This window comes from Paenibacillus xinjiangensis (genome assembly GCF_059686975.1).
This window is the reverse complement of sequence record NZ_JCAALS010000001.1, coordinates 150683-174248: the sequence shown is the minus strand read 5'-3', so window position 1 is coordinate 174248 and position 23566 is coordinate 150683. Positions and strand designations below refer to the sequence as shown.

Here is a 23566-nt window from a genome sequence, read left to right as displayed (position 1 = left end):
GAACAAGCCTGCCCCTCCACAGCGGATACAGCGAAACTGATTTCCTTATTAGCGAACCTCGGTTCACCACTAACGAAACCCAATTCGCTAGTTCAAATTAGACGAATCGATTAAGTACAAATAAGGCAGTTACTTTCGCTAATAGCGAAATAACTTCGCTATCTTGATTTCACCTATCATCTGCTCCTTCCACCATCATCTCGTTAATACCGCACCACTCTGCTCTAACGCAAAAAAGCCCATACAGCTGCAGAGAATACAGCCGTACGGACCTTCACCTACTACTTCTTATGACTTCAATTCAGGAATAACATACTGCGGCTCTCTGCCGTACAACGCATCCACTAGATTGCGGGCAGCGACCATCGCCATTTCTTGTCTCGTGCGATGGGTAGCTGAGCCGATATGCGGCAGGGTAACAACGTTATCCAGCTTCAGCAGCGGATTGTCCGCACTGACAGGCTCTTTCTCATACACATCAAGCCCCGCACCGAAAATCCGTCTGCTGCGCAAAGCTTCAATGAGTGCTGCTTCATCAACGGTTTCCCCGCGGGAAACGTTAATGAAGACGGCGCTTTTTTTCATAAGCTCGAACTGCTCCGCACCGATCAAATGCTTCGTCTCCGGGGTAAGCGGCGTCATGAGCACGATGAAATCCGACTCCGCCAGAAGCTCATCCAGTGATTGATAGCTGACGCCGAGCTGCTGCTCAACCTCCAGCTTCCTGCTGCGATTATGATATGTAACCTCCATCGAGAATCCGTACTTCGCCCTTTTTGCAATGGCTTCACCAATTCGTCCCATTCCGATAATGCCCAGCTTCGCATGATGCACATCAACGCCGAACAGCTGCTCGCCAAGGCCGCGCTGCCAGCCGCCTTCCCGCACGAGATTATGCAGCTCCGTTACTCTGCGTGCAGCTGCCAGCATCAGCGCTAGCGCTAGATCGGCAACCGTATCATCTAATACATAAGGGGTATGAGTCCCGATAATATTCCTTTTCTTCATAGCCTCAAGATCATTATGATTGTAGCCCACCGAGATGTTGCTGACCGCTCTCAGCTTAGGCGCCGCACTAAGAAGCCGCTCGCTGACTGCATTGCCTGCCGTCATCAATCCTTCCACATCCCCAAGCTGCTCTGCCAGCTGCGGCCCGGTTATGGCCTGTTCACCCTGCCACATTTCACATTCACAGTGCTCGTCCAAATACGCTTTTACCTCATCTGGGACTTTGCTTGCGATATAAACTTTCGGTTTCATTCGAATCCTCTCCTTCGTTCTACTTCTATTAGTATACAAGGATTCCCACTGTTTTCGCTATTCAGTTGCCTTTCCTCAGTAACAACACTACAATGAATATTGTCGTTTCATTATAATACGCGGAGGAGGATCAGCGTTGGAAGCCGTAAATGAAAAAGTAGCCTATGAGAACCCTTTGCTTTCCTTGCGCGTATTCCAACCGCTTCGCGAGCACGAAGGATTAACGAACTGGCATTATCACAAGCAGCTGGAGCTGCTGTACATTATAAAAGGCAAACTTGATGTCTATGTTGAAGAAGAAAGCTTTCATCTTACCCCAGGTGATGTGATCATCATTGGAGCGTCACAGCTTCATCGAGATCGCAGTGAAGGCCATCTGGACTATATTGTGCTTCAATTCGATCTGGAGCCTTTTTTCGATCACAGCACCATCCCCTATATGCGATATTTCTCAGAGACGGAGAATAAGCTGAGCCAAGCCAATTATATATTTCAAGAGAATGCATTGGTTAAGAAGCAGGTAGGCGATTGCATCAAGCAATTGCTGGGCGAAGCAACGATTAAGGATACCGGCTATGAGCTGGCGGTAAGTATGCTTATTAAGCAGATCCTGCTGCTGCTGCTGCGGAATGATCATCGGAAAGTGCTTGCCGAGCAGGATGACTTCGATCGTATTCGCCTTAAGCCTGTCCTAGATTATGTGGAGAGCAGGCTGACGAATCGCATTCAGGTTGAAGAAGTGTGTAAAATCGCGAATATGAGCTACTATTATTTCGTGAAATTTTTCAAAAAAACAATCGGCATGTCTTTCACCGAATATGTCAATTACCGCAAGATCAAATGGGCTGAGCGCATATTACTGACAAGAGACCTCAGCATCTCGGATGTCGGTGAACGAATCGGAATGCCTAACATGGCTCATTTCTATAAAATGTTCAAAAAATACAATGATTGCTCACCGAAGCAATTCCAGCGCAAAATGCTCGAGTGGAACCGGCAGTAGCCTCCTCCGCCCCGAACAACAAAAAAACTCGTCACCTTATCCTTTGGGTGTGACGAGTTTTTTTGGCATAACCAGCTTATAGCCGACTCCGCGTATGGATTCAATCTGTACCGATTGCTGGCCGAGCTCCAGCTTCTTGCGTAATGAGCTGACATGAACATCAACGGTGCGCTGACCTCCGATATAATCGAAGCCCCATACCACGTTCATCAGATCATCCCGTGTAATAACCATCCCTGGGCGCTGCACCAGATAGAGAAGCACCTCGAATTCCTTCGGGCGAAGCGGAACGGTATCACCGTTCAGGATGACCTCATACTTCTCTGGATAAATAGATAAGTCCCCAGCTGTAATGATCTTCTCACCTGTGGTGACAGGTACCGTATCTTCGTTCTGAGTACGCCTAAGAACAGCAGATACACGAGCCAAGAGCTCAGCTACGCCGAACGGCTTCGTAATGTAATCGTCCGCTCCATGCTTAAGCCCCTGTACAACCTCTTCCTCCGCATTGCGTGCGGTCAGAATAATAACAGGAGTTCGCACATTGTTCTGACGAAGGCGATTCAGAATTTCGAACCCGTTCATCCCAGGCAGCATAATATCGAGTATGATCAGATCGAAGCTGCGCTGCAAAGCAGTCTGCAGACCTTCCCCGCCGTGATCGATGACTGTCGTTTCGTAGCCTTCTTGGGTCAAGTTATACGACAAGAGCCGCGCTAATGTCGGTTCGTCTTCAATAACTAGCACTTTATACGACATGTTAACCCCCAGCTTGTATGCTTATATTCAAATCTATTTTATCATGCTTTTGTGAAGAATGGGTAAATCTTTTGACACGTTTATGTGATCATTTACTGCTGAAGCACTGGCAATTCGATTGTAAACGTAGATCCTACGCCAACTGTACTCGTAACCGAGATCGTTCCTTTATGCAGCTCAATAAGATGCTTCACGATGGAGAGCCCAAGGCCCGTGCCGCCTGAACTGCGCGATCTCGCTTTATCCACCCGATAGAAGCGTTCAAATATGCGTGGCAGATCCTTCTTCGGAATGCCTATTCCGGTATCGCTAATTTGAATGCGAATCGCATCATCGTCTAGTCCTACGATTTTGACTGATACCTTCCCGCCCTCCGGCGTATAGTTGATGCCATTAGCGAGTAAATTCATCATAATCTGCCGCAGACGATCCTCATCCGCTTCCACATAAAGGCCGCTCTCTATGTCCATTTCGAACTCAATCGATTTGCGGGAAGCCTCCGTTTTCATTAATGTAACCGTTTTGTCGATAAAAGTATCCACCTCCACCGGTGAGAAATAGAGAGGAACCCGGCGCGATTCGATTTTGGACAGCTCCAGAATGTCTCCAATCAGACGATTAAGACGATCACTCTCGTCAAAAATAATCTGCAAGAACGAACGCGTTGTCTCCTCGTCCTTCACAACACCGCCTAACAGCGTTTCTGCGAAGCCCTTCACCGCCGCTAACGGCGTTTTCAGTTCATGGGACACATTGGCTACGAATTCACTGCGCATCCGTTCCAGACGACGAATAGCCGTCACATCCTGCAGGACCAGCAGCACGCCGCCGAATTCATTGCCTTCTTGCAGAATCGGAACAATATTCAGATCAAGCAGACGCTCCTCTGGAAAATAGAACGTGATTTCCTCGCGAATATGCTCGCGTACCGTCAAGCCCTCTTGAATCATCTGCTGCAGCTCATACTGCTGCTTGGCCTCGCCGAAGTTACGTCCGACCAGCTCTTTGGCAGAGAAACCAAGAATCTCCTCTGCTTGGCGATTCATTAGTACGATAAGACCGTCGCGATCAATCATAACAACACCATTAATCATATTATCGAGAACGCTCTCCAGTTGGCTTTCATTCTCGCGAATTCGCGTCATTTGCACATCAAGACTGGCCGCCATTGCATTAATGGCGTTCCCAAGCTCGCCGATCTCGTCCTGCTTCCGCACCTTGACACGAGCGTTGTATTCCATATTCTTAATACGCTTCGCCACTCTTGTAATTTGCTCCAGTGGGCGCGTAAGGCTGAGCGCAATCCGATAGCTAATAAGTGCAGCCACCAGGAAGAATACCAGCAGACCGCCAATGAGAACCGTCCACAGGTTAAAAATGCTTTGTTCAACTTCATTCAAGCTCAGCGCTAATCGAATAACATTCGCATGGGGATCAGCAAGATTCGTAGAAATTGCCACATACAATAGATTTTGCCCCAACGTATCGCTGTGTCGAATTTCCCGTCCAATACCATTCTTATGGGCCTCCACCACCTCAGAACGGTTCATATGATTATCCATTGTGTTAGCTTCATGATCGGAATCACCCAGAACAGTTCCGTCTCCGGCAATAAAGGTGACCCTTGCACCAGTAAGCTCCTTCAAGCTGACGGCTTCCCCAGAGAAATAGGGGCTAACCTCGCTCTGACTGCCCGTCTTCCAATCAAGCTTCGCAAGTATAATATTCATTTCCCGAATCATGCTGTCTTCCAGCGTATTGATGTGGGTTTCTTTGTAGGTCTTCGCCATAATCAAGCCCGCTGCGGTAACAGACAACGCGATCATGGCAATCATAATGAACGTTAGCCGATTGCGAAAGCTGTTCATTCTTGTGCTCAACTCCTTAAGGTTATAGGTCGCACAATTCGGCTTAGTCGATAAGGCCCGAATAATGACACCTGTTCATCGTACATGCCGTACTGCTGTTTCGCCACCCTTGTTATTATTAAGTTTTTGTAAAATAAAATGATGCAGCGTTGCTAGCGGCTGCTGTACAAGTATGGATAGCACGACTGGAATCGCAGCTAGCGGGCTGAAATACCCCATAGCAAGCACGATTCCAAGCGATATGTTGCGCATGCCTGTTGCATAGGAGACTGTCGTCTGCAGCTCGCGATCTCTTAGCTGAGCAGTTCCAAGGAACCCTATCGCATAGCAAAGACCTACAAGCACAATGACAACAGGGACAAGCTTGACCATATCCTGCTTCAGCTGCTCCACATAAGGAGCAATAGCAGAAGCGTTCAACATGACAACTGCAACGAAGCATAGCTTAGACAATGGAGCAGCGACAGGCTTAACACGCTCCTGTATGCGTCCTTTCGTTAGCTGATTCAACAGCACCCCTATCGCAGTTGGCAGTACGATAATAATGAACAGATCAAGCATGATGGGGCCCAGCTCGATATTCACGGCAGTATCGAAGAACAGATGAATGCCCGCAGGAACAACGAGCGGACATAGCAGTGAATCCAGCACGACCATGGCAAGCACTAGCGGAACGCTGCCTCCAGACATGCCTACCCATAAGACAGTCGACACGCCAAGCGGTATAATCGTGAACAAGACAAGTCCAACTACATAGGGCGATGATGCCCCGAATAAAGCCGAGCCGAGAAGATACGCTATGATCGGCGATAGGATATGAGCGAGCACCAGCGTCCATATCATTACTCCAGGCTTTCGAATTACTGTCCGCAGCTCACCTATCCCACAACCAATTGCCATCGTTAACGTAACATAGGCGAACAGGTAAGGAACTGCTTCCACCATTGGTTGAAGCGCATGAGCAAAAAGAAAACCCAGGACTAATGATCCCGGGATAATGAGAAACATCCAGCGTTCAAAATAACGATTGAAATCCAGGCCCAATTGCCGCGTAAGTCATCCCTCATTTTCTAAGATCTGGTCGACAAACTTCATAAGCTTTATAATAGCATAGACTGCTTAATCCTCATATGCTTGCTTAAAGGAGAGAATATTGTTATGGAGAGCCATTTCTTCGCATATATGTACCGGCTTAAATATATAGAACGCTGGAGCTTGATGCGCAATACAACCAAAGAAAACGTGGCTGAGCATACTTTTCATGTAGCTCTGCTCGCTCACATGCTATGCGAGATCGGCAACAGCCTATTCGACCAGACTTATAATTCGGATCGCGCCGTCACCTTAGCATTATTCCATGATGCGACTGAAGTGTTCACAGGTGATATTCCAACACCCGTCAAGCATCATAATCCGAAGATGCTCGCCAGCTTCCGCGAGATTGAGGCGATGGCCGCTGAGCGGCTGCTTGGCATGGTGCCCCCACAGCTGCAGGCTGCTTATTCACCACTACTCGGCATTCAGACAGGAGACATGTCTGAGGAAGAGAAAAAGCTGCACTCATTGGTGAAAGCGGCAGACTTGCTCGATGCTTATCTCAAATGCTTGACCGAGCTCTCTGCCGGCAACCGGGAATTCTCGATCGCCAAAGGCCAGACCGAGCTTGCCCTTGCCGCACTCGGCTTGCCTGAGGTCGAATGGTTCCTCGCCCACATGGCACCAAGTCTCGGCATGACACTCGATGAGCTGTCTGAATAATAAAGCAGAGACAGTCAAACTAGCGCAAGCTGTTTGACTGTCTCTCTCATTACTTACTTGTTCTTCACCTAACCCTAAATCTAGCGCTGCTGCTAAACGCGCCTAATCCTGACTTTTTTGCAACATTCCTGACCCTATTGCTCTCCAAACAGGCCTAATCCTGACCTTTTTGCAGCATTCCTGACCCTATTGCTCTCCAAACAGGCCTAATCCTGACTTTTTTGCAACATTTCTCAACCATCTGGACTTCACGCGTGCCTATCGTGACCATTCTGCAACATTTCTCAACCATCTGGACTTCACGCGTGCCTATCGTGACCATTCTGCAACATTCCCAATCTTGGCTCGTTCCACATTGACTAGCTGTAGAGAGCGAATGGACGACAAGTAGCTAATCTCAAGCTGTTAATCTCAAGTTACAAAACACAATGAATGTTCATATGGTGGCTAGCAAAAAAGCGTGTTACATTGGATAATATCCAACGTAATCCGCTCTTTATTTCAAACTATAATAGACTGATCGAACCAGTCTATTCACTCTGCTCATTAATTTAACCTGTGGCAGCGGAGAAAGCGGATGAATTCTGAAGAAGCGAAGCGTTCGCCTTTGCCCCCGGATTTCCACCTCTTCTACTTTAATAAAAGAAATCCGGGGGCAACAGCGATCGTAAGAATCATCCTCTTTCGCAGTGGCACACAGGTATCCCCCTCTACTCAACCTGCCACCCGAACGGGTAAGCAACCGAAATCTCTAGCGGAAGCTTGCCGCTAGGAACCAGCTCCCCAGTCAGCACCTTAGCTGCTGATTGAAGCGCAAGTGGGCGGCATTCGTAGACAGCCAGATAGGCCTTTACACTTGGATAGACATTAATATCAAGCGGATTCCGCACAGAGACTGCCACAGTACGGTCTCCTGCACGCTCAATCACCTCTCGCGCGACTGTACGCTCCAGCTCATGCTTCGTCGCGTCATAGGTGACGACAACAATCTGCTCGAAGGAGTCCAGATCAGCAAGCAGATCACTCTCGCCCATGCTACGTTCGACGATATGCGCCAGCCGTCCCTGCAAATATTCGCCTAACGTGCCATCGCTGGACAGAATTTCATCCGCGACCGATACCGGCTTGATATCCGGCCAGAGCACTAGCGTCTTCGCCGATTGGCGCAGAGGCAGCAGACCACCCTCATTCTTCACTAATGTAGCGGAAGCCTCGCTCCACTTCGCGGCTATAGCCCGGTTCGCTTCCGTACCGATAGCAGACGCCACTTGCTCCCAAGCTGCCAGAGGCTCATCCAGCATAAGCTTGTTTTTCAGCTTCATCACACGCGCAAGCGATTCGTGAAGACGTGCCTCGGACAATTCCCCATTCTCCACCGCAGCAACAACCGCTTCAACAGCCGCTACCTGCTTCTCGAACGTATGGCTGACCAACACCATATCGGCCCCAGCCTGCAGGGCAAGAACTGCACCCTTCTCCGGACCATAGAATCGATCAATCGCATCCATCTCCAGGCAATCGGTCACAACCACGCCATCATAGCCCATGTCCTGTCTAAGCAGACCGCTTAAGATCGGCTCCGACAAGGTGGACGGCTTGCCTGAAGGATCAAGAGCTGGCAGACATACATGGGCGGTCATAATGGCTGCTGTTCCAGCAGCAATAGCTGCACGGAAAGGAGCAAGCTCAATCATATCCAGCCGATCGCGATTATGCAGCAGCACAGGCAGATCATGATGGGAATCGACCGAGGTATCTCCGTGACCTGGAAAATGCTTGACCGTCGCTGCAACTCTCGCCGATTGATAACCGAGTACAGCTGCCTTACCAAGCTCACTGACCACAGATGAACGGTCCCCGTACGAACGAACATTAATAACCGGGTTATCGGGGTTGTTATTCACATCAAGACAAGGGGCGTAGTTCATATTCACACCAATCATACGCAGCTCTTCCCCGCAGACACGAGCCGTTTCACCAGCAGCTTCCACAGAGCCTGTTGCACCAATAGCCATATTGCCGGGCATTAGAGTTACTCCATTAATAATACGGGCAACCATGCCTCCCTCTTGATCAATCGCAACGAACAGATCAGGCTTGCCTGCATTCCGCGATATTGCCTTGATCGATTGGGACAATTGATGCACCTGCTGCGCATCCTTCACATTACGGGTGAAATAGATCGTGCCACCGATTCCATAGGTTTCAATCAGATGTGTAATAGACTCGCTCGGCTCATAGCCGTGGAAGCCAAATACGAAGAGCTGCCCTACCTTCTCCCGCAATGTCCAGCTGTCCCATACGTCCCGCTTCTCTCCCATGCATAAGCTCCCCTTTTTCGCTGTTCTACTAGCTGTTATTCACCGTATTCGTAGCGTCCCCTGCCTGCTGATGCTTGTTTCTGTAATCCGTCGGGTTCTCCCCTGTATATTTCATGAACACCTTCGTGAAATACCGACGCTCCGCATAACCGACCTCTTTCGCAATTTGCGCAATGCTCTTCGGCGTAGTTGCTAGTGAAGCCTTTGCCTTCTCCATTCTCTGCCGCGTAATGTACTCAATGAAGGTTTCATTGAAGGTCTGTTTGAACAGCAGACTGAAATACGAGGAGCTCAGCCCAACATGAGTAGCCGCTTCCTCCACGCTTAAATCACGGCATAAATTCCGATCGAGAAAAGCCCTGGCCTCCGACATCGAGCGCTCTGACTGCTTCTTCTTATCCATCGATTTATCCGCTACCGCATTCGTTACCTGCTGGATGACAGACAGCAGATCCTTAACACAGAACCGTCTGTCCAGCTTTTTCCACAGCAGCTCTTCGAGTTCACGGGAGAAAACCCCCATCTCTTTCGTCTCCCGCATCAGATTCAGTGCGAAGAAATGCAGCATAGGCTTGAGCCTGCCTATAGACAGTTCATTCAGACTCTGCAGCTGCATCGTCAGGCGCCTCAGCTCATCATCTACTCCCGAAGCATCGCCACGTTTCACCGCGCCAATCAGCTTCTCCGAAATATCCCAGAATACTTGATCCTCCTGTGTGGACACTATGGAATCATCCGGATAAAAGGCAATAGCTTCTTGGTTCGGAGTCAGCTGCATCCCTTGCTGTACTAGCTTATAGGCTGCTGACAATTCAGCAACAGCGGCATATTCATGATAGATGCCAGCGTATAGCGACAGCTTCACATGGCTTTTGACAGCAGACAGCAGAAGCTCTGCCCACTCTCTTACCAGCTCAATTCGATAGGCTTGCGATTTCTCGCATTCGATTAGGACACTCCACTCTCCATCTCGGATCTGAATAACCGCATGCGGCAGACCCTTCTGCTGCAGCTTCTCTCGCAGAACGTTGCAGACCGCGAAATTCCATAGCTTACGCTCTTTATCCGACCAATCCCGCCAATCCTTCGTCCGTTCCGAGCTGACATCTAGATCAAGTACGATTAATACATACTGCTGCTCCTTCAGCTCCTGCTCATCGCCAGCGAACATCCAGTTGACACCAGAAACCTCTGTATAGTCCATTATTAAGTCGTATAAAATCTTTTCATTGGCCAAATCAATCATTCGGCCCATTTTTTGCCGTTCCTCGCTTAGCTGCTTCTGCTTCATACGCTGATTCGCCATAACCCTTGCAATGACTCCCGTTAATTCATCATAGGGAATCGGCTTGAGCATGTAGTCCTTCACACCGTATTGGATCGCCGCACGTGTATAAGCGAAATCCTGATAGCCCGATAGCATAATGATGTCGCATTCAGAGCCTTTGTCGCGAATATGCCGTACAAGATCAAGCCCATCCATGACAGGCATTCGAATATCACATAGCACCAGATCATAATGCTCCGCTTCCATGAGCTCAAGAGCCTCTACGCCGTTCTTTGCTGTGCCTGCAACGGTTAAGCCAAGCATATCCCAAGGGATGACTTTCTCCAGATTGCGTGTAATATGCGGTTCATCATCTACCAGGAGCACTTTGCCATTCATATTCGTTCACCTCTGTTTTTTGGGATGGTACAGCGAATAACGGTGCCGTAGCCTTCGGCGCTGCATATCCTCAATCCGTAAGATGGACCATAATGAATACGGAGACGATCCGCCACATTGCCTAGACCGAGCCCTCTTCGTTCCCCTAGCTCAGCGGCATTGCGTCTCTTGCCAGATTGGCTGCTCTGCTGTGCCAGCCTGTTCAGAGTCTGCTCATTCATCCCGATGCCGTTATCACTAACCATAAGCACGATCTGATTCGCTTCAACCGTAACCTCGATCTGGATTTTCCCTGTGCCATACTCCAATCCCTCGAAGCCATGCTGGATACTGTTCTCTACAAGCGGCTGGAGGGTTAGCTTCAATATCGTGTACTCCAGAGCATCCTCGGCAACGTTTAATTCATAAGTGAACAAATCCTCGAACCGATAGATCTGGATTTCCAAATAGCTGCGGACATGCTCAACCTCTTGAGCTATCGAGATTTCTTCGGAATCATGCATGCTTGTGCGAAGCAGATTGCTCAGCCTGCGTACCATCAGCATAATTTTGGGGCCTTCATTCTGGGCTGCAAGAGCATTAATCGATTCAAGCGTATTGAACAAAAAATGCGGCTTGATCTGGGCTTGCATAAGCATCATCTCTGCATGCTGTTTACGCTCCTGCTCCGTTCTAACCTCACTTAGCAGCTCCCCAATTCGTTCAACCATGCTGTTGAAGCTGTTGGCTAACAGTACGGTTTCGTCCTTGCCATGCGCATTGACGCGTATATCAAGCATGCCCTGCTCGACCAGCCTCATTTTGCGAACAACCATAATAATCGTCTTAGCAACACGACTCACGAAGAAAGTGTTGAACAATATCGCAGACAGCAAGCATAGAATCGTAATCATGCCAATCCACTGCACGAAGCGAACATTCTCATTCGTAAGCGAATTCCATGATTTCACCGATACGAGCACCCAGCCGTTGCGATCCAGATTGTAAGAGGAGACCAGACTGTCCTTCCCGCTGAATTTCAACCGGTCACTGGAATAATTAACCGTCTGCTGCGGCAGCATATCGGTGTATTCACTGACATTCGTCCCTTCCATCTCTTCGCTGCTATCAAGCAGAATAAGGCCCTCTTGATTCACGATAACATATCGGGAATCAGGTCCTTCAGCCGCCGGATTCAGGAACGTATTGAGCATCGAATACACTTCTTCTGTTTTGTACTGCGTAACCATAATGCCCAGATCATTGAAGGTTTCATAATCCTTAACAAGCCTCATCTGCGTGAACAAAGGAGGCTCGACACCGGTCAGCTCTTGCTGCTCATAAGGACCAATCCATTTGGGTCTTCCCCCAAGCTGCATCGTCTCCTCATACAGGGGCTGCTCCTTCAACGCTTCGAAGGTGATGGGACGGAATGTCGTTGGATCATTACGGAATGCCCGGAACATCGTCCCATCCCTCGCATACAGAACAACATAGCTGACTGCTGGATGCTGGAACAGAATTCGCTTCATTTCTTTCTCAGCTTGGTTGACTGCAATGATCGTGCTGGCATCATTGCTCGAAGACGGACTGTATTTCAGCGTATCCTGCACTTCCGAGCTTGTTAGGTTGCCATCGGATAATTGATCAAGCTCCTTGAAGAAATATCGAATATTCCCGCCAACAGCCTTAAGCGATATTTCCGTTTGCTCGCTATATTTTTTCTCCAAGAGTGTTTCCGAATTAAGAAAAGACACGATGCCGAGCCCGATCATCGGCAGTACGATCAGCCCTATAAATGCGAGCATCAGCTTCGGTCTTAAGTTCATCGAGTAGAGCCCCTTCCACTAGTACCGATCAGCCCTTCACGCTTCCCGCTGTCATGCCTTCAATAATTTGACGCTGCAGGAACACATACACGACGAGCACTGGCACAATGCTTATAATAACGGCAGCCGACAAGGAAGCGAAGTTCGTCCGGTAGCCGTCATTGAAGCTTGCCATACCCGTAGGCAGCGTGCGAAGCGATTCAGAGGTGATGAATAATTGCGATAAGATATATTCATTCCAGTTGCCTATGAAGTTCAGGATCGTTACGGTAACAAGAGCAGGAATCGAGATCGGAAGCACGACTTTTACGAACAATCCGATTGCACCAAGCCCATCCATAATTCCCGCTTCTTCAAGCTCCTTCGGAATGGATAACATAAAGGCATAAATAATAAACACAGTAATTGGTAATGCATAAGTGCAGTATACCAAAATCAGTCCTAAATGCGAATCATAGAGATGTATGCCATTCAGGCTTAATTTCTGAATCAAACGGTACAGCGGAATGAATAAGGCCCCAGGCGGAACCAGCAGACCGAACAAAATAAATTGATACACATATTTATTCATTCGAGTAAATTTCATTCTGGATAATGCGAACGAGGTCATTGCCGCAAGCAGCAGGGTCAGTAGACAAGCAGCAACCGTTACATATAAGCTGTTGAGCGCATAGAGGCCGATTTTGGCCGTTTCCCATGCTGCCTTATAATTATCGAAGTTAAAGCTTTTTGGAAAAGCCCATGTATTGACCGTTATTTCCCGGTTCGTTTTGAATGAAGTCATCAGCAGCCAGAGTAAAGGGAACAGCGTTACGACGACATAGGATAGGAGAAAAGAATGCATCCAAAATTGGCTTTTACGAATTACGTTCATTAGTACTGCACCTCCTCATGCTTCGTAAGTCTCTGCAGGATGCCGGTAAGCACGAGTATAAGAATAAACATCGCTACGCCGATGGCGCTTCCATAACCGAGCTCCATCGAACGGAAGCCGACCTTGAGCATGTAAGTAGACATGACCTCTGTCGATTGAAAAGGTCCGCCGTTCGTCATAATCTGAACGATATCTAGCACCTTCATCGTGCCGGACACCGTAAGAAGCAGCATAACGAACAGGATCGGTCTAACTAGCGGCAGGGTAATGCTCCATGTTTCGGTCCACCCATTAACACCATCAATCTTAGAGGCTTCGATGATTTCCTTCGGAATGTTCAGAATAGCAGCTAGGCATAGAACGATGAAAAACCCGATATTTTGCCAAGCATTCGCAATAAGAATGGAGAGCATCGCCAGCTTCGGATCTGACAGCCATTCACGAGCCCAGCTCTCTGGAGCAATAAGGCGAATAAATTGATTGATTAGACCGGAATCATAGTTGTACAGCACGCCGAACAATATAGCGACCGTTGCGGTCGAGATAACGACCGGCACGAATACGGCCGACTTGTAGAAATCACGCATCTTGCTTACCTTACTAATGACGATGGAGATAAGGAAGACGAGCGGAATGTTCACAATTAGGGAGAACGCCATGAAATAAAAGTTGTTGACCATCGCTTTCAGGAACACGGGGTCACTCCACAGCCGGATAAAGTTATCAAAGCCGATAAACACCTTGTCGGTAATGCCATCCCAACGGAAGAATCCATACACGAACGATACAATAACCGGATATACGAAAAATAAAGCATAAAGCGCAAGCGTCGGAATAATAAACGCTATATACGTAAATGGATTTCTGAGCGCTTTGTTCATGACTACCCCTCCAACTAACCTTCTTTTCTTTTCTTTCCTTGCCTTTTCTTTCTTGTCTTTAAAAAAAGCTAAGGTTCGAGGTAAGCAAACCTTAGCTTTTTAAATTGTTTTTTCAGTTCTTAGCTGAGCCTTTTTAGAACTATATCGATTGCCACGGAGTGGGAAGTACAGTCTGGAGAAGCGGAGCGTTCGCCTTTGTTCCTGAATTTCAGCCGCTATAGCGGTTTGAAATGAAGAAATTCAGGAACAACAGCGATCGGAAGAATGTACTTCACACGCAGTCGGCTATATCGATACTACAGTTTCTAACTCCAGCGAAGATAAGCTTATTGTGCCGCGTTAGCCTTATCCTGAGCAGCCTGAATCTTAGCTGCTACCTTCTCAGGCGTGCTTACCTTACCTATCAGCTCTTGAAGGCCTACGTTTACTTCAGCACCTACTGCAGGCTGAACAATCGCGTCATAGGCTTTCCAAGACGTTGATGCCGAAGACATAACTGTCAGGATTTCAGTTGTAAGCGGATCTACACCAGACAGATCGGACAGCTTCATCGAAGGAAGCAATTTGTCTTCTACCAATGTGCGTTTTTGCACTTCCTCTGTGTAGAAGTTAGCAATGAATTTTTTCACAGCTGCAATTTTATCTTCGTCCAGGTTAGCAGAGAAACCAAAACCATTCGAATAAGAAGCGTTGATGGAGGTTTGGTCACCTGCGCCGCCAGTGATGGACGGGAATGCGAAGTAACCGATTTGGCCTGCTAGATCGCCAGCTTCTTCACCGGAGAAGCGGTTAGCATCCCAAGTTCCTGTGAATACCATAGCCGCTTTACCAGACAGCAGCTGTGCGCCTTGATCTGCATAAGCTAGGCCTAGTGAGCCTTTCGTGAAATAATCGTTGTTCACAAGCTCCGCATAGGAAGCGAACCCTTTAACAAAGTTCTCGTCTGTCCATTTTGCTTCACCCGTTACGACTTGGCTGAACGCTTCGATACCGATGTTGCGCTCCATAACTGTGTTCCAGAGCATGCCGTTCACCCAGCCGTCTTTCGCTGCAAGACCGAATGGCGTGTAGCCAGCTGCTTTGATTTTCTCAGATACGTCAAGCAATTGCTCCCAAGTTGTAGGGATTTCAAGACTTAGCTCAGAGAAAATCTGCTTGTTATAGAAGATCGCTTCGCTGTAACCGCCGAAAGGCAGTCCATATACTTTGCCATCGATTGTGAACTCATCAAGGCTTGCGAATTTGTCTGTGATGCCCAGCTCTTCAATAATTGGAGTCAGGTCAAGCATACGGCCGGCTTTCACATACAGGTTAAGATCAGCGCCGCCAAATACTTCGAAGATGTCTGGAGGATTGCCGGCAGTCATCTCTGCTTTCAGCTTCTGATCACGGTTGACAACTTCATCAATACCTTCAAGCTTAAAGGTCAAGCCAGGGTTTGCCTCTTCTGTTTTCTTCACTACATCCTCTAGAATCGCTAGTCTTGTTTTACTTGTCTCTTTAATTTGAGTATGACGGAGGGACAATGTAACATCCTTCGCTTCAGGTGTCGCTTCCGTTGTTGCAGCCGGTGCGTTCGTCGCTCCATTCGTTGCAGCAGGAGCATTGTTGCCGCTGGACCCACAAGCGGAAATAACGAGCATGATGGATACTAACATAATGGCGGTAAAGGTATAGCCTCTCTTCATTTAGTAGACCTCCTCGATAATGATGTTGCTTGTTTGCCTTGCACCTTTATTATAGGTTCGCTTCCACAATTGAAGGAGGTCGAAAAACCGCCGGATGAGGGATACAATTCTATTATTTTGACCATAGGGGATAAAAACACACAGCCTGCCGGGTTACTTTTCCCCAGCAGGCTGTGTGTTTACTCTTCTTATATTATTCGCGTATCGCACTCATATAGGCTCTGATTGACCCGTAGAAGGCTTTCCACTCCGCATTCGCTTCATCCTCAGAAGCCTGCTCCGGTTCATTTGGAGCTGCCGTCTGCTCAGCAGAAGGCTCTATACTTCCAGAACGGCGCTCAGCCATCACTTTCGTTAGTTTATCTCGCAGCTTCTCTTCGGGCATTTATCTCCCTCATTCCTTCAGCCAGTTTTTACGAAGCGAGAACAGCTCCTTGAGCTCATCCGTAGACAGCTCTGTAATCCAGTGCTCCGATTGACCTACGACCTGATCATTCAGGTTCTGCTTCCGCTCAATCATCTCATCAATCTTCTCTTCAAGCGTACCCAGCGTAATGAACTTATGAACCTGAACCTGCCTTGTCTGTCCAATGCGGAAGGCACGATCAGTCGCTTGATTCTCGACAGCAGGGTTCCACCAGCGATCGAAGTGGAACACATGATTCGCCGCTGTCAGGTTGAGGCCTGTTCCTCCAGCCTTCAAGGACAAGACGAATGCCGAGCAAGGCACCTCGGGATTCTGGAAGTTATCGATCATCTCATCCCTCTTAGCCTTCGGCACACCTCCATGCAAATACGGCACCGTCATGCCCAGCTTCTCTTCCAGCAGCTGCTTCAATTGATGGCCCATATCGACGAATTGGGTGAAGATCAGGCATCTCTCGCCTTCGGCCGCAATTTCCTCTGCCATCTCCAGCAAGCGTGCGACTTTATTCGAACGCTCCTCGTCCCAAGTGCCTGATGATTCGTTTCCAATTAACGAAGGATGATCGCATAGCTGCTTCAGTCTAGTGAGTGAGGCTAATATTAATCCGCGTCTTTGCATTGGCCCCAGCTTATCCAGCTTCTCCAGCAGATCAGACACCAGATTCTCGTACATCGCACCTTGTTCAGCAGTTAGTGTAATATACGTTTTGGATTCGATCTTCTCTGGGAGAGACAGCTGAATCGCCGGGTCCTTCTTAATTCTACGCAGCATAAAAGGCTTCACCCACCGCTGCAAGCCAGCAATAGCCTGCTCATCACGGGTGCGCTCGATCGGTGTAACAACCGCCTTGCGGAATTCGTTAATGCCGCCAAGATAGCCCGGATTAATAAAGTCATAGATGGACCACAGCTCAGTTAGGCGGTTCTCCATCGGAGTACCCGTTAATGCAACCCGGTGATAAGCAGGCAGAGCCCGAATCGCGGCAGATTGCTTCGTATATACATTTTTAATATTTTGCGCTTCATCCAGACAGAGCGCATCCCACTGTACGAGCCCAAGGTCCTCCTCATCTATCTGAGCAAGAGAATAGGATGTAATGACGAGGTCCACATCGTTAACTGCTGCTTGGAAGGAATCTCCCTTCTCCCGCTTCGGTCCATAATGCAGATGTACACGAATGGAAGGCGCGAATTTCTCCAGCTCCTTCTGCCAGTTGCCAATGACAGAGGTTGGACAGATGAGCAGGGAAGGACTATGCTGCTTGGTCTTCTTCTCTTTCACATAAGCGAGATAGGCCATGAACTGAATCGTCTTGCCAAGACCCATATCATCGGCTAGACAGCCGCCAAGACCGAATCGACGCAGGAATAGCAGCCAGGATACCCCTTGCAGCTGATAAGGCCTTAGATCGCCAAGGAAGCTCTCCGGCTTCTCAATTAGCGGAATCTCCGATGTATGTTGGAGCTGCTCCAGCCACTTGGTCAAATGATCGTTCAGCTCTACCTCTGCCCGAAGACTGACCGAAGCGTCTTCTCCTTCTTCAAATGGCGCATTCCCGAGCAGATGCATCTCCATCACATCACGGAACGACAGCCCTTTGCGTTTGCCTACCCGCTTCATCCAATCGCGAATTTGCGCAACATCATTCGGGTCTAGATGCACCCACTCGCCGCCAATATTCATCAAGCGGCGATTCTCTTCCGCAAGCCTCATGAATTCAGCCTCAGATAGGTCAATGTTGCCAAGTGCCATTTTCCAATCGAACTGCACAATCTGATCCAAGCCGAACATCGGCTGAGTCTCTGATCCGACCGAGGACTTCATCTTCGCCTTCAGCCTCAGCTTGCGAGAACGGACAGCCTCCCACCAGCTTGGAAGGAGAACCGGACAGCCTGCTTCCAGCAGCTGCAAGCTTGCCGTCTCCATGAACAACCAGGCCTCATTATCCGTAAGAGCAGTCTTTATCCTTCCTAATTGGTTAGCATCCTCCCAATCAGGCAGAGCCAACAGCCATTTCCCTTGCTCCTTGGTCAGCTTGGCATCTAGATGAGACATCCAGTCTTCGGGAAGCGGTCTATGATATTCTGCTTCTGCTATCCAGTCTCCACTATATGCATCACGCACGATAGCTATCCATGCCCCGCCGTTCCGATCTTGAAGAGCAGGTCTAAGCTGCCAGCTTGATTGCTCGTTAGGCTCAACAAGCTGCAGCGCGACCTTGAAAGGAAGAGAATCCCGATGCAGACCAAGCGCAATCAGCCAATCCTCTTCATCCGCCGCTTTACGCTGTAGAATGGCTTCGCCGCCTGCGGCAGCACCTATGCTGCGCCAAGCTTCTGCCGTTGGATCATTCTGCTCGATGATCTGTTCCACCGCCTGACTTAGCCAGTGCTCCACCCCTTGCTCACCGTTGGCATGAGCATCCCTTATCGCCTGCTCCCAGCTCTGCCACCACTCACCCTCAGCGTCTGGAACAGCCAGCTTCCATGCACGTGTCTGTTCGGACCACCCCGACCAATCCGGTTCGAACCACCCCTGCAGAAGCGCTTGTCGTATCATGCCCGCCATATCCATTAGCAGCGTCAAGCGCTCTGTCCATTCTACCTGCAGCAGCCTTGCATGCTGCGGGGCAGACAAATAATCGACGGCAAGCAGTGGGCTTACCTTGAGCAGCTTGCGTTCAGCTTGATCCGCTTCCTCAACCTCTGTACCATACCAGGACGCCTTATGCCAAGCAAAGAGGACGGATCTCAGACGTCCAGAGCCTTCACCTCGTTCTGTCGCAGAGAGCATGATGGAGCCGTTGCCTGATTCATCTTGGGTCCAGAATCCGTCTACAACTAATGTTCGTGCGCCGATGAATGATTTCATGTAACGATTTTTCCTTTCCACAGCTCTTCCTGGAACGCCCTTAGACGTTGATTCTTCCGCACAATTCCCGCAATATACTGATCCCAGCGATCCATCGTTTTTTCTGTCTTATACAGTCTCTCCAGCTTCTTCAGCTGCTTAACAGCCATGCGATAGCCTTGGCGGTTGCGTGAGTTAATCCACTCATCAATGGATTGGTGGTAGATCGGCATCAGCACCTGTGGCGAAGCCTTCGATACCTCTCTTAGATCCTGCACGCCCATATCCTCCGGCTTCACTCCGATGAGCAGCTGCAGATCAGCCCAATCCTCGTATTTCTTAATCGCCAGCCAATGCTCTGACAGCTCTACATAGGAATGCGGCAGAAGCTCTGTCATGTATGAAGTCCATCGCGGCTCATCTGGCTGATCCACATCGGCACGTCGACATAAGGTTACGAATGCCCCGATCGTCCTGCCGCTTCTTGTTGGATAAATATGCTCATAGAGAAAGCTCATCCACAGCCCGAACAACTCCCACTTGCCTTCCTCCAGCCGCTGAGCGGCACATGGATAGATTACTTTTTGCGAGCGTTGGAAGTCCGTCTGGGAGAAATGCCGAAGCGCTCCCTCATCATTGCCATCGAAGAAATGAAGCATAGCAGCTGCCGTATTCACGAAGGACAGATTTATAAATTCTCCATCGGCTTGATTAGCTGAGCTGAGCATCGTAGCAAGCTCTATTTTGTGCCAGCTCTTGTTCTCCGACATCTTCTCGCATAACGCCAGATAAATATAAGCCCAGTCGAATAGCTGCTGCTCCGTCTTAATCGCCCGGCTGTATGCATAACGAACGATATGATCCACCCATGCGCGTTCGCGCGCATCCATCTGTGTAGGCTTAAGTTCAAGCACAAGCGTATAATAATGCTCCACCCATGGCTCAGCCATTCGGAGGAAGGACATCTCATGATAATATCTGCTGAAGGAGTCAACTGACTTAATCGCATGCTCCGCCTGATCTAGTATGAACAAAATCACATTCGCCCAATGAAGCTTCTGATGAGGCTTCTCCCAATCTCGAGAAGTTCCCTTTAGTGCCGATAATATCGGCTGCAGAGAGTGCAGAGAATGGCGGCAGACTCTCCATGATTGGCCATACTCTGCTTCTATCCATTCCTGCCAAGCAGCTGGTGATCCTTCATGACTCGGCACAGCAATTGACACATGGACAGGCGAAACAGAGACGGAAACGGTCTGAACCGGCCTCGGTCCCAGTCCAAGAACACGGCGATAAGCATCCTCAGCTGCAACTCCGGTTCTGTCTTCGTCATTGCAATAAGCAAAATATACAGCTGCCATATGTTTGCAATAGCCCGTATAGAGACAAGTGCATTTACTGTATCGTAATTGGTCCGCATCAAGTACAACCGCATATATTTCAGAACCTTGGACGGTGCCGTACAATGTGCCTTCATCTGCAAGCTTCACATTTTTCACATGACCGCTGCGGTAATACTCCCAGCCCCGTTTAATGATGGTTTCATTCATTTGATCTTTCAGACTGCTCTCAAGCGTTTCCTGAAGCTTATTGTCGAGACTCGCCAAAGCTATTCACCTGCTTCCTTCCGTACATGTTGCATTCTTATTAGTATACCACAAGCAGAATCGACTTTGTCGGGTCTGTCATGCAATCCGCGATCTCGTTCCTTCTGGTGGAGAAAGAAAAAAAACGGCAGCCTCCGACTCATAGCTGAGTATGGAAGCGCCGCTCTAATCCTCTATCCTTGCTTATTTGGAATACGAATGAGGAAACAAATCTGATCCTCATCTTCTGAGAGCACATGAATACTGCCCTTGTATTGATCGGTTATCGTCTTAACGATAAACAGACCCAGACCTTGATGCTCATCATCCTTCGTGGAGAAGCCTGGCTCGAACAGAGGCTTGGCCATCATTCCATCTGCATGGTCACAAGTGTTGCTGATGGTGAATTCCAAGAAGCCGTTCGTCTGATTCCCCACCAGCTTCACATGACGCCGATGCTCCGGATACTTCAGCACTTCATCAAAGGCATTATCGATTAAATTGCCAAGCACCCGATTCATATCCAATGTCTTCAAGCCCATCTCAAGGCGATTGAGCCCATCGAAGGAACAATTAAAGTGGATTCTGTAGCTCTCAGCTTGCGATATTTTGGAACGAATGAGTGCGGCGATGGCCGGATTACCGATATTGATAATATCGTTCATATAGCTGATCTCACCAGTCAACTCTTTCGTATAAGCAACAAGCTCCTGCGATTTATTCAGCTCAGCGAGTGAATGGATCGTCTGTACATGATTCAGAAAGTCATGCCGCTGAGCACGAATCGCCTGGAACATCTGATTGATCTCATCTACATAGGTCTGCTGGGTAACCTGAACCATTCGTTCTCGAGATTGACGGAATAGATTCATGGCGAATGCAGCGATGATGACACTAAGCCCAGTAAGAATAACGATTATAAGTCCAATATTAAGAAATTGAGAGTCAAGCTGCTTCTGTATGACTTGATAATCCGACACGATGGAGAGAACATAGCCGTTCATTTTCTCCCCATTCTGATCTACGATGTTAATGCCATTGTCTGTCGTAAAGACGGGAATGAACATTTTGAACACATGCTTGCCCTCTATTTGCTGATTGAGCGTAACAATGTCCCCACTCTTATAAGCATTCGTGATGTGACTTGCATCGCTATCCATTCTGTATGCATAGGTTCCGTAAATAATCGCCTTCTGAAGAATATGCTCTTGAACATCCCCATTCGGGTGAACCGTCTCGAACGGGCCTTCCGCGAATGTATCCGGGTTAATGACAGCGACCTCCATCAGCGATTCACTGCCATTGATGGATTTCTCAATAACCGTATTCACACCCGTCAAATTCTCATAGTCCATAAGCTTCTCGTAGCTGACGTAAGGATCAATAATATAATTCGTTGTTCCGTCATGATAATAACCCCACTTGTAAATACTCGCGGGATCGGTGGAAGCTACTTCAAATGGGCCGCTCCAGAAGTTAGGCAGTGTCTGCCCGAGCCAGTCCACATCTACCTGCTTCGTATCAAACAGCTGATTGAATGCGATATACCAAGGGTCCCAAGTCTTCGTGCCCTTCCCGAGCTCCTTCTCATCGGAGGATCGGTACAATACGATGTTGTCTTCCGTTCGCTTCAATAGCGTAATATGATTAACGCCAAGCTTGGCGCTTAATTCCTTGAGCTGGTCATTCGTCACTTTCTCCACATCGGGATCGAGCGCATATTGCGCGGCAATCGAGACTACTCTGAGCTCTCGGCCAATCTGATCTTGGAACTTCTCCGCTCCTAATCGAGACTGCTCGACGGAATATTCTATTTGCTTAGCTATTGCACGCATTTCATGGTTCATCGCTTCCTCAAGCGAATGCTTCGTTACAAAATAGTATATCGTGTTATTCAATAATATAACGACTACAATTACGCTAATCGCCATGAGCCATACATTGCGCTGCATAGGGAGCCCCTCTATCTATGTAATATACTTTGATTATGTACGATTTCGCATCAAACAACAATACAGCTGTCGCACATAATCATCATGAAGTTTTTTACATCAGCCCGCCCATTTTTTGAAAAGCAAGCGAAGTGCCCACTTCCGTTCCACCCGTTTCTTATATTTCGGCAGCATGCGATAGATGCGAAGTCCATCCTCAATAGCCGTCTTCCTATCCTCTTGCTTATTCATCAGCTTATAAATATCAGCCAGCCTTGCATAGGCCTCACAGGATGAAGACTGAATTTGTTGGAAGTCATCAATATAAGTCAGTGCTTTCACAGCATCCTGTCCAGAATAGTATGCTGCAAGCCTCAAATAAGGAGCACCGTACTTCACGCGTGGGTTAATGGAAAGCGCACGGAGAACAGCAGCTTCTCCCCGCTCCAGCTCTCCCGTCTGCATGTAGCTCACACCTAGGTCATCCCAATATTCAGCGGATTCATCAAGAATATGCTCCATCGGCTCAAGCAGCCTCAGCGCTTCTGCATATTTTTTCTTTTCAATTAAAATTCGTGAAGCTTCCAGCTTAGAAGACGTGTCATTAGGCGACAGAGCGATCTGTCTCTTCAGCTTGCTTAGCTGGCGTGATCTGCGGATCGGCTTCAATAAACTCGGAGTCAGTCCGACGAATCGGCGATCCAGAGCATACAAAATAACCAGCAATACAAGAATGGCAATAATAGGGCTTCCTGTAAGCCAGGTTAAGAAAAAGAATAACAATACTTTAGTCATAAAAGCCTCCCGGATCCAATTATCCATCCAATTGGTGGAATTTGTATTTATCATATCATAACGGCAATCCCGTGAGAATAACACACCCAGA

Annotated in this window: 17 protein-coding genes; 2 read left to right on the top strand and 15 right to left on the bottom strand. The window is 48.4% G+C overall.

Features of this window, described 5'->3' with window-relative positions:
- Window positions 1-288: 288 nt before the first annotated feature.
- A complete protein-coding gene (locus AC6ESP_RS00765; RefSeq protein WP_497094761.1) occupies window positions 289-1260 on the bottom strand; it encodes a 2-hydroxyacid dehydrogenase in 972 nt (323 codons plus the stop codon).
- A 136-nt stretch (window positions 1261-1396) separates the two neighbouring features.
- Here AC6ESP_RS00765 and AC6ESP_RS00760 point away from each other — a divergent pair, with 136 nt between their 5' ends.
- Window positions 1397-2263, top strand: a complete 867-nt coding sequence (locus AC6ESP_RS00760) for an AraC family transcriptional regulator (RefSeq protein ID WP_497094760.1) — start codon at window positions 1397-1399, stop codon at window positions 2261-2263.
- 36 nt (window positions 2264-2299) lie between these two features.
- Here the strand turns inward: AC6ESP_RS00760 and AC6ESP_RS00755 are convergent, their stop codons facing one another.
- The 3 genes from AC6ESP_RS00755 to AC6ESP_RS00745 all read right to left on the bottom strand — a co-directional run bounded on the left by AC6ESP_RS00755 (window position 2300) and on the right by AC6ESP_RS00745 (window position 5835).
- Window positions 2300-3022: a response regulator transcription factor gene (locus AC6ESP_RS00755; RefSeq protein ID WP_497094759.1), complete on the bottom strand. Its 723-nt coding sequence runs from the start codon at window positions 3020-3022 to the stop codon at window positions 2300-2302.
- A 92-nt stretch (window positions 3023-3114) separates the two neighbouring features.
- Window positions 3115-4890, bottom strand: coding sequence for a two-component system histidine kinase PnpS (gene pnpS, locus AC6ESP_RS00750; RefSeq protein ID WP_497094758.1), 1776 nt, complete (start codon window positions 4888-4890; stop codon window positions 3115-3117).
- Between the two features lie 75 nt (window positions 4891-4965).
- Window positions 4966-5835 carry a bile acid:sodium symporter family protein gene (locus AC6ESP_RS00745; RefSeq protein ID WP_497094757.1) on the bottom strand — a complete coding sequence of 290 codons (870 nt, stop codon included), beginning with the start codon at window positions 5833-5835 and terminating at the stop codon, window positions 4966-4968.
- 213 nt (window positions 5836-6048) lie between these two features.
- Between AC6ESP_RS00745 and yfbR the strand changes: the two genes are divergently transcribed.
- Window positions 6049-6648, top strand: coding sequence for a 5'-deoxynucleotidase (gene yfbR / locus AC6ESP_RS00740; RefSeq protein ID WP_497094756.1), 600 nt, complete (start codon window positions 6049-6051; stop codon window positions 6646-6648).
- A 710-nt stretch (window positions 6649-7358) separates the two neighbouring features.
- Here the strand turns inward: yfbR and AC6ESP_RS00735 are convergent.
- From AC6ESP_RS00735 to AC6ESP_RS00685, 11 genes are all read right to left on the bottom strand, one after another.
- Window positions 7359-8969 carry a glycoside hydrolase family 3 protein gene (locus AC6ESP_RS00735; RefSeq protein ID WP_497094755.1) on the bottom strand — a complete coding sequence of 537 codons (1611 nt, stop codon included), beginning with the start codon at window positions 8967-8969 and terminating at the stop codon, window positions 7359-7361.
- A gap of 28 nt (window positions 8970-8997) precedes the next feature.
- Window positions 8998-10635: a response regulator gene (locus AC6ESP_RS00730; protein ID WP_497094754.1), complete on the bottom strand. Its 1638-nt coding sequence runs from the start codon at window positions 10633-10635 to the stop codon at window positions 8998-9000.
- On the bottom strand, window positions 10632-12443 hold the full coding sequence (locus AC6ESP_RS00725) for a cache domain-containing sensor histidine kinase (protein WP_497094753.1): 1812 nt from the start codon (window positions 12441-12443) through the stop codon (window positions 10632-10634). Before AC6ESP_RS00725 ends, AC6ESP_RS00730 begins: the two co-directional genes overlap by 4 nt.
- Before the next feature lie 28 nt (window positions 12444-12471).
- Entirely contained in the window at window positions 12472-13317 is an 846-nt protein-coding gene (locus AC6ESP_RS00720; RefSeq protein WP_497094752.1) for a carbohydrate ABC transporter permease, read from the bottom strand.
- Complete coding sequence (locus tag AC6ESP_RS00715; protein ID WP_497094751.1) at window positions 13317-14198, bottom strand: carbohydrate ABC transporter permease; 882 nt, start codon at window positions 14196-14198, stop codon at window positions 13317-13319. Before AC6ESP_RS00715 ends, AC6ESP_RS00720 begins: the two co-directional genes overlap by 1 nt.
- Window positions 14199-14524: 326 nt before the next feature.
- Window positions 14525-15886 (bottom strand): extracellular solute-binding protein, encoded by a 1362-nt coding sequence (locus tag AC6ESP_RS00710; protein ID WP_497094750.1) that lies wholly within the window; start codon window positions 15884-15886, stop codon window positions 14525-14527.
- Window positions 15887-16079: 193 nt separating this feature from the next.
- A complete protein-coding gene (locus tag AC6ESP_RS00705) occupies window positions 16080-16271 on the bottom strand; it encodes a hypothetical protein (protein WP_497094749.1) in 192 nt (63 codons plus the stop codon).
- A 9-nt stretch (window positions 16272-16280) separates the two neighbouring features.
- Window positions 16281-19184: a DEAD/DEAH box helicase gene (locus tag AC6ESP_RS00700; RefSeq protein ID WP_497094748.1), complete on the bottom strand. Its 2904-nt coding sequence runs from the start codon at window positions 19182-19184 to the stop codon at window positions 16281-16283.
- Entirely contained in the window at window positions 19181-20770 is a 1590-nt protein-coding gene (locus AC6ESP_RS00695; RefSeq protein ID WP_497094747.1) for an SWIM zinc finger family protein, read from the bottom strand. Before AC6ESP_RS00695 ends, AC6ESP_RS00700 begins: the two co-directional genes overlap by 4 nt.
- A 173-nt stretch (window positions 20771-20943) precedes the next feature.
- The gene (locus AC6ESP_RS00690) at window positions 20944-22701 is read right to left on the bottom strand and encodes a sensor histidine kinase (RefSeq protein ID WP_497094746.1); all 1758 of its coding nucleotides are present in this window, start codon (window positions 22699-22701) and stop codon (window positions 20944-20946) included.
- Between the two features lie 99 nt (window positions 22702-22800).
- Window positions 22801-23475 (bottom strand): tetratricopeptide repeat protein, encoded by a 675-nt coding sequence (locus AC6ESP_RS00685; protein ID WP_497094745.1) that lies wholly within the window; start codon window positions 23473-23475, stop codon window positions 22801-22803.
- Window positions 23476-23566 lie beyond the last annotated feature (91 nt).

Excerpts from the sequence above, each read along its gene's own strand:
- AC6ESP_RS00765 (WP_497094761.1), bottom strand. The coding sequence starts at position 1,260 with ATGAAACCGAAAGTTTATATCGCAAGCAAAGTCCCAGATGAGGTAAAA.
- AC6ESP_RS00755 (WP_497094759.1), bottom strand. The coding sequence starts at position 3,022 with ATGTCGTATAAAGTGCTAGTTATTGAAGACGAACCGACATTAGCGCGG.
- pnpS (WP_497094758.1), bottom strand. The coding sequence starts at position 4,890 with ATGAACAGCTTTCGCAATCGGCTAACGTTCATTATGATTGCCATGATC.
- AC6ESP_RS00745 (WP_497094757.1), bottom strand. The coding sequence starts at position 5,835 with ATGGTGGAAGCAGTTCCTTACCTGTTCGCCTATGTTACGTTAACGATG.
- yfbR (WP_497094756.1), top strand. The coding sequence starts at position 6,049 with ATGGAGAGCCATTTCTTCGCATATATGTACCGGCTTAAATATATAGAA.
- AC6ESP_RS00735 (WP_497094755.1), bottom strand. The coding sequence starts at position 8,969 with ATGGGAGAGAAGCGGGACGTATGGGACAGCTGGACATTGCGGGAGAAG.
- AC6ESP_RS00730 (WP_497094754.1), bottom strand. The coding sequence starts at position 10,635 with ATGAATGGCAAAGTGCTCCTGGTAGATGATGAACCGCATATTACACGC.
- AC6ESP_RS00725 (WP_497094753.1), bottom strand. The coding sequence starts at position 12,443 with ATGAACTTAAGACCGAAGCTGATGCTCGCATTTATAGGGCTGATCGTA.
- AC6ESP_RS00720 (WP_497094752.1), bottom strand. The coding sequence starts at position 13,317 with ATGAACGTAATTCGTAAAAGCCAATTTTGGATGCATTCTTTTCTCCTA.
- AC6ESP_RS00715 (WP_497094751.1), bottom strand. The coding sequence starts at position 14,198 with ATGAACAAAGCGCTCAGAAATCCATTTACGTATATAGCGTTTATTATT.
- AC6ESP_RS00710 (WP_497094750.1), bottom strand. The coding sequence starts at position 15,886 with ATGAAGAGAGGCTATACCTTTACCGCCATTATGTTAGTATCCATCATG.
- AC6ESP_RS00705 (WP_497094749.1), bottom strand. The coding sequence starts at position 16,271 with ATGCCCGAAGAGAAGCTGCGAGATAAACTAACGAAAGTGATGGCTGAG.
- AC6ESP_RS00700 (WP_497094748.1), bottom strand. The coding sequence starts at position 19,184 with ATGAAATCATTCATCGGCGCACGAACATTAGTTGTAGACGGATTCTGG.
- AC6ESP_RS00690 (WP_497094746.1), bottom strand. The coding sequence starts at position 22,701 with ATGCAGCGCAATGTATGGCTCATGGCGATTAGCGTAATTGTAGTCGTT.
- AC6ESP_RS00685 (WP_497094745.1), bottom strand. The coding sequence starts at position 23,475 with ATGACTAAAGTATTGTTATTCTTTTTCTTAACCTGGCTTACAGGAAGC.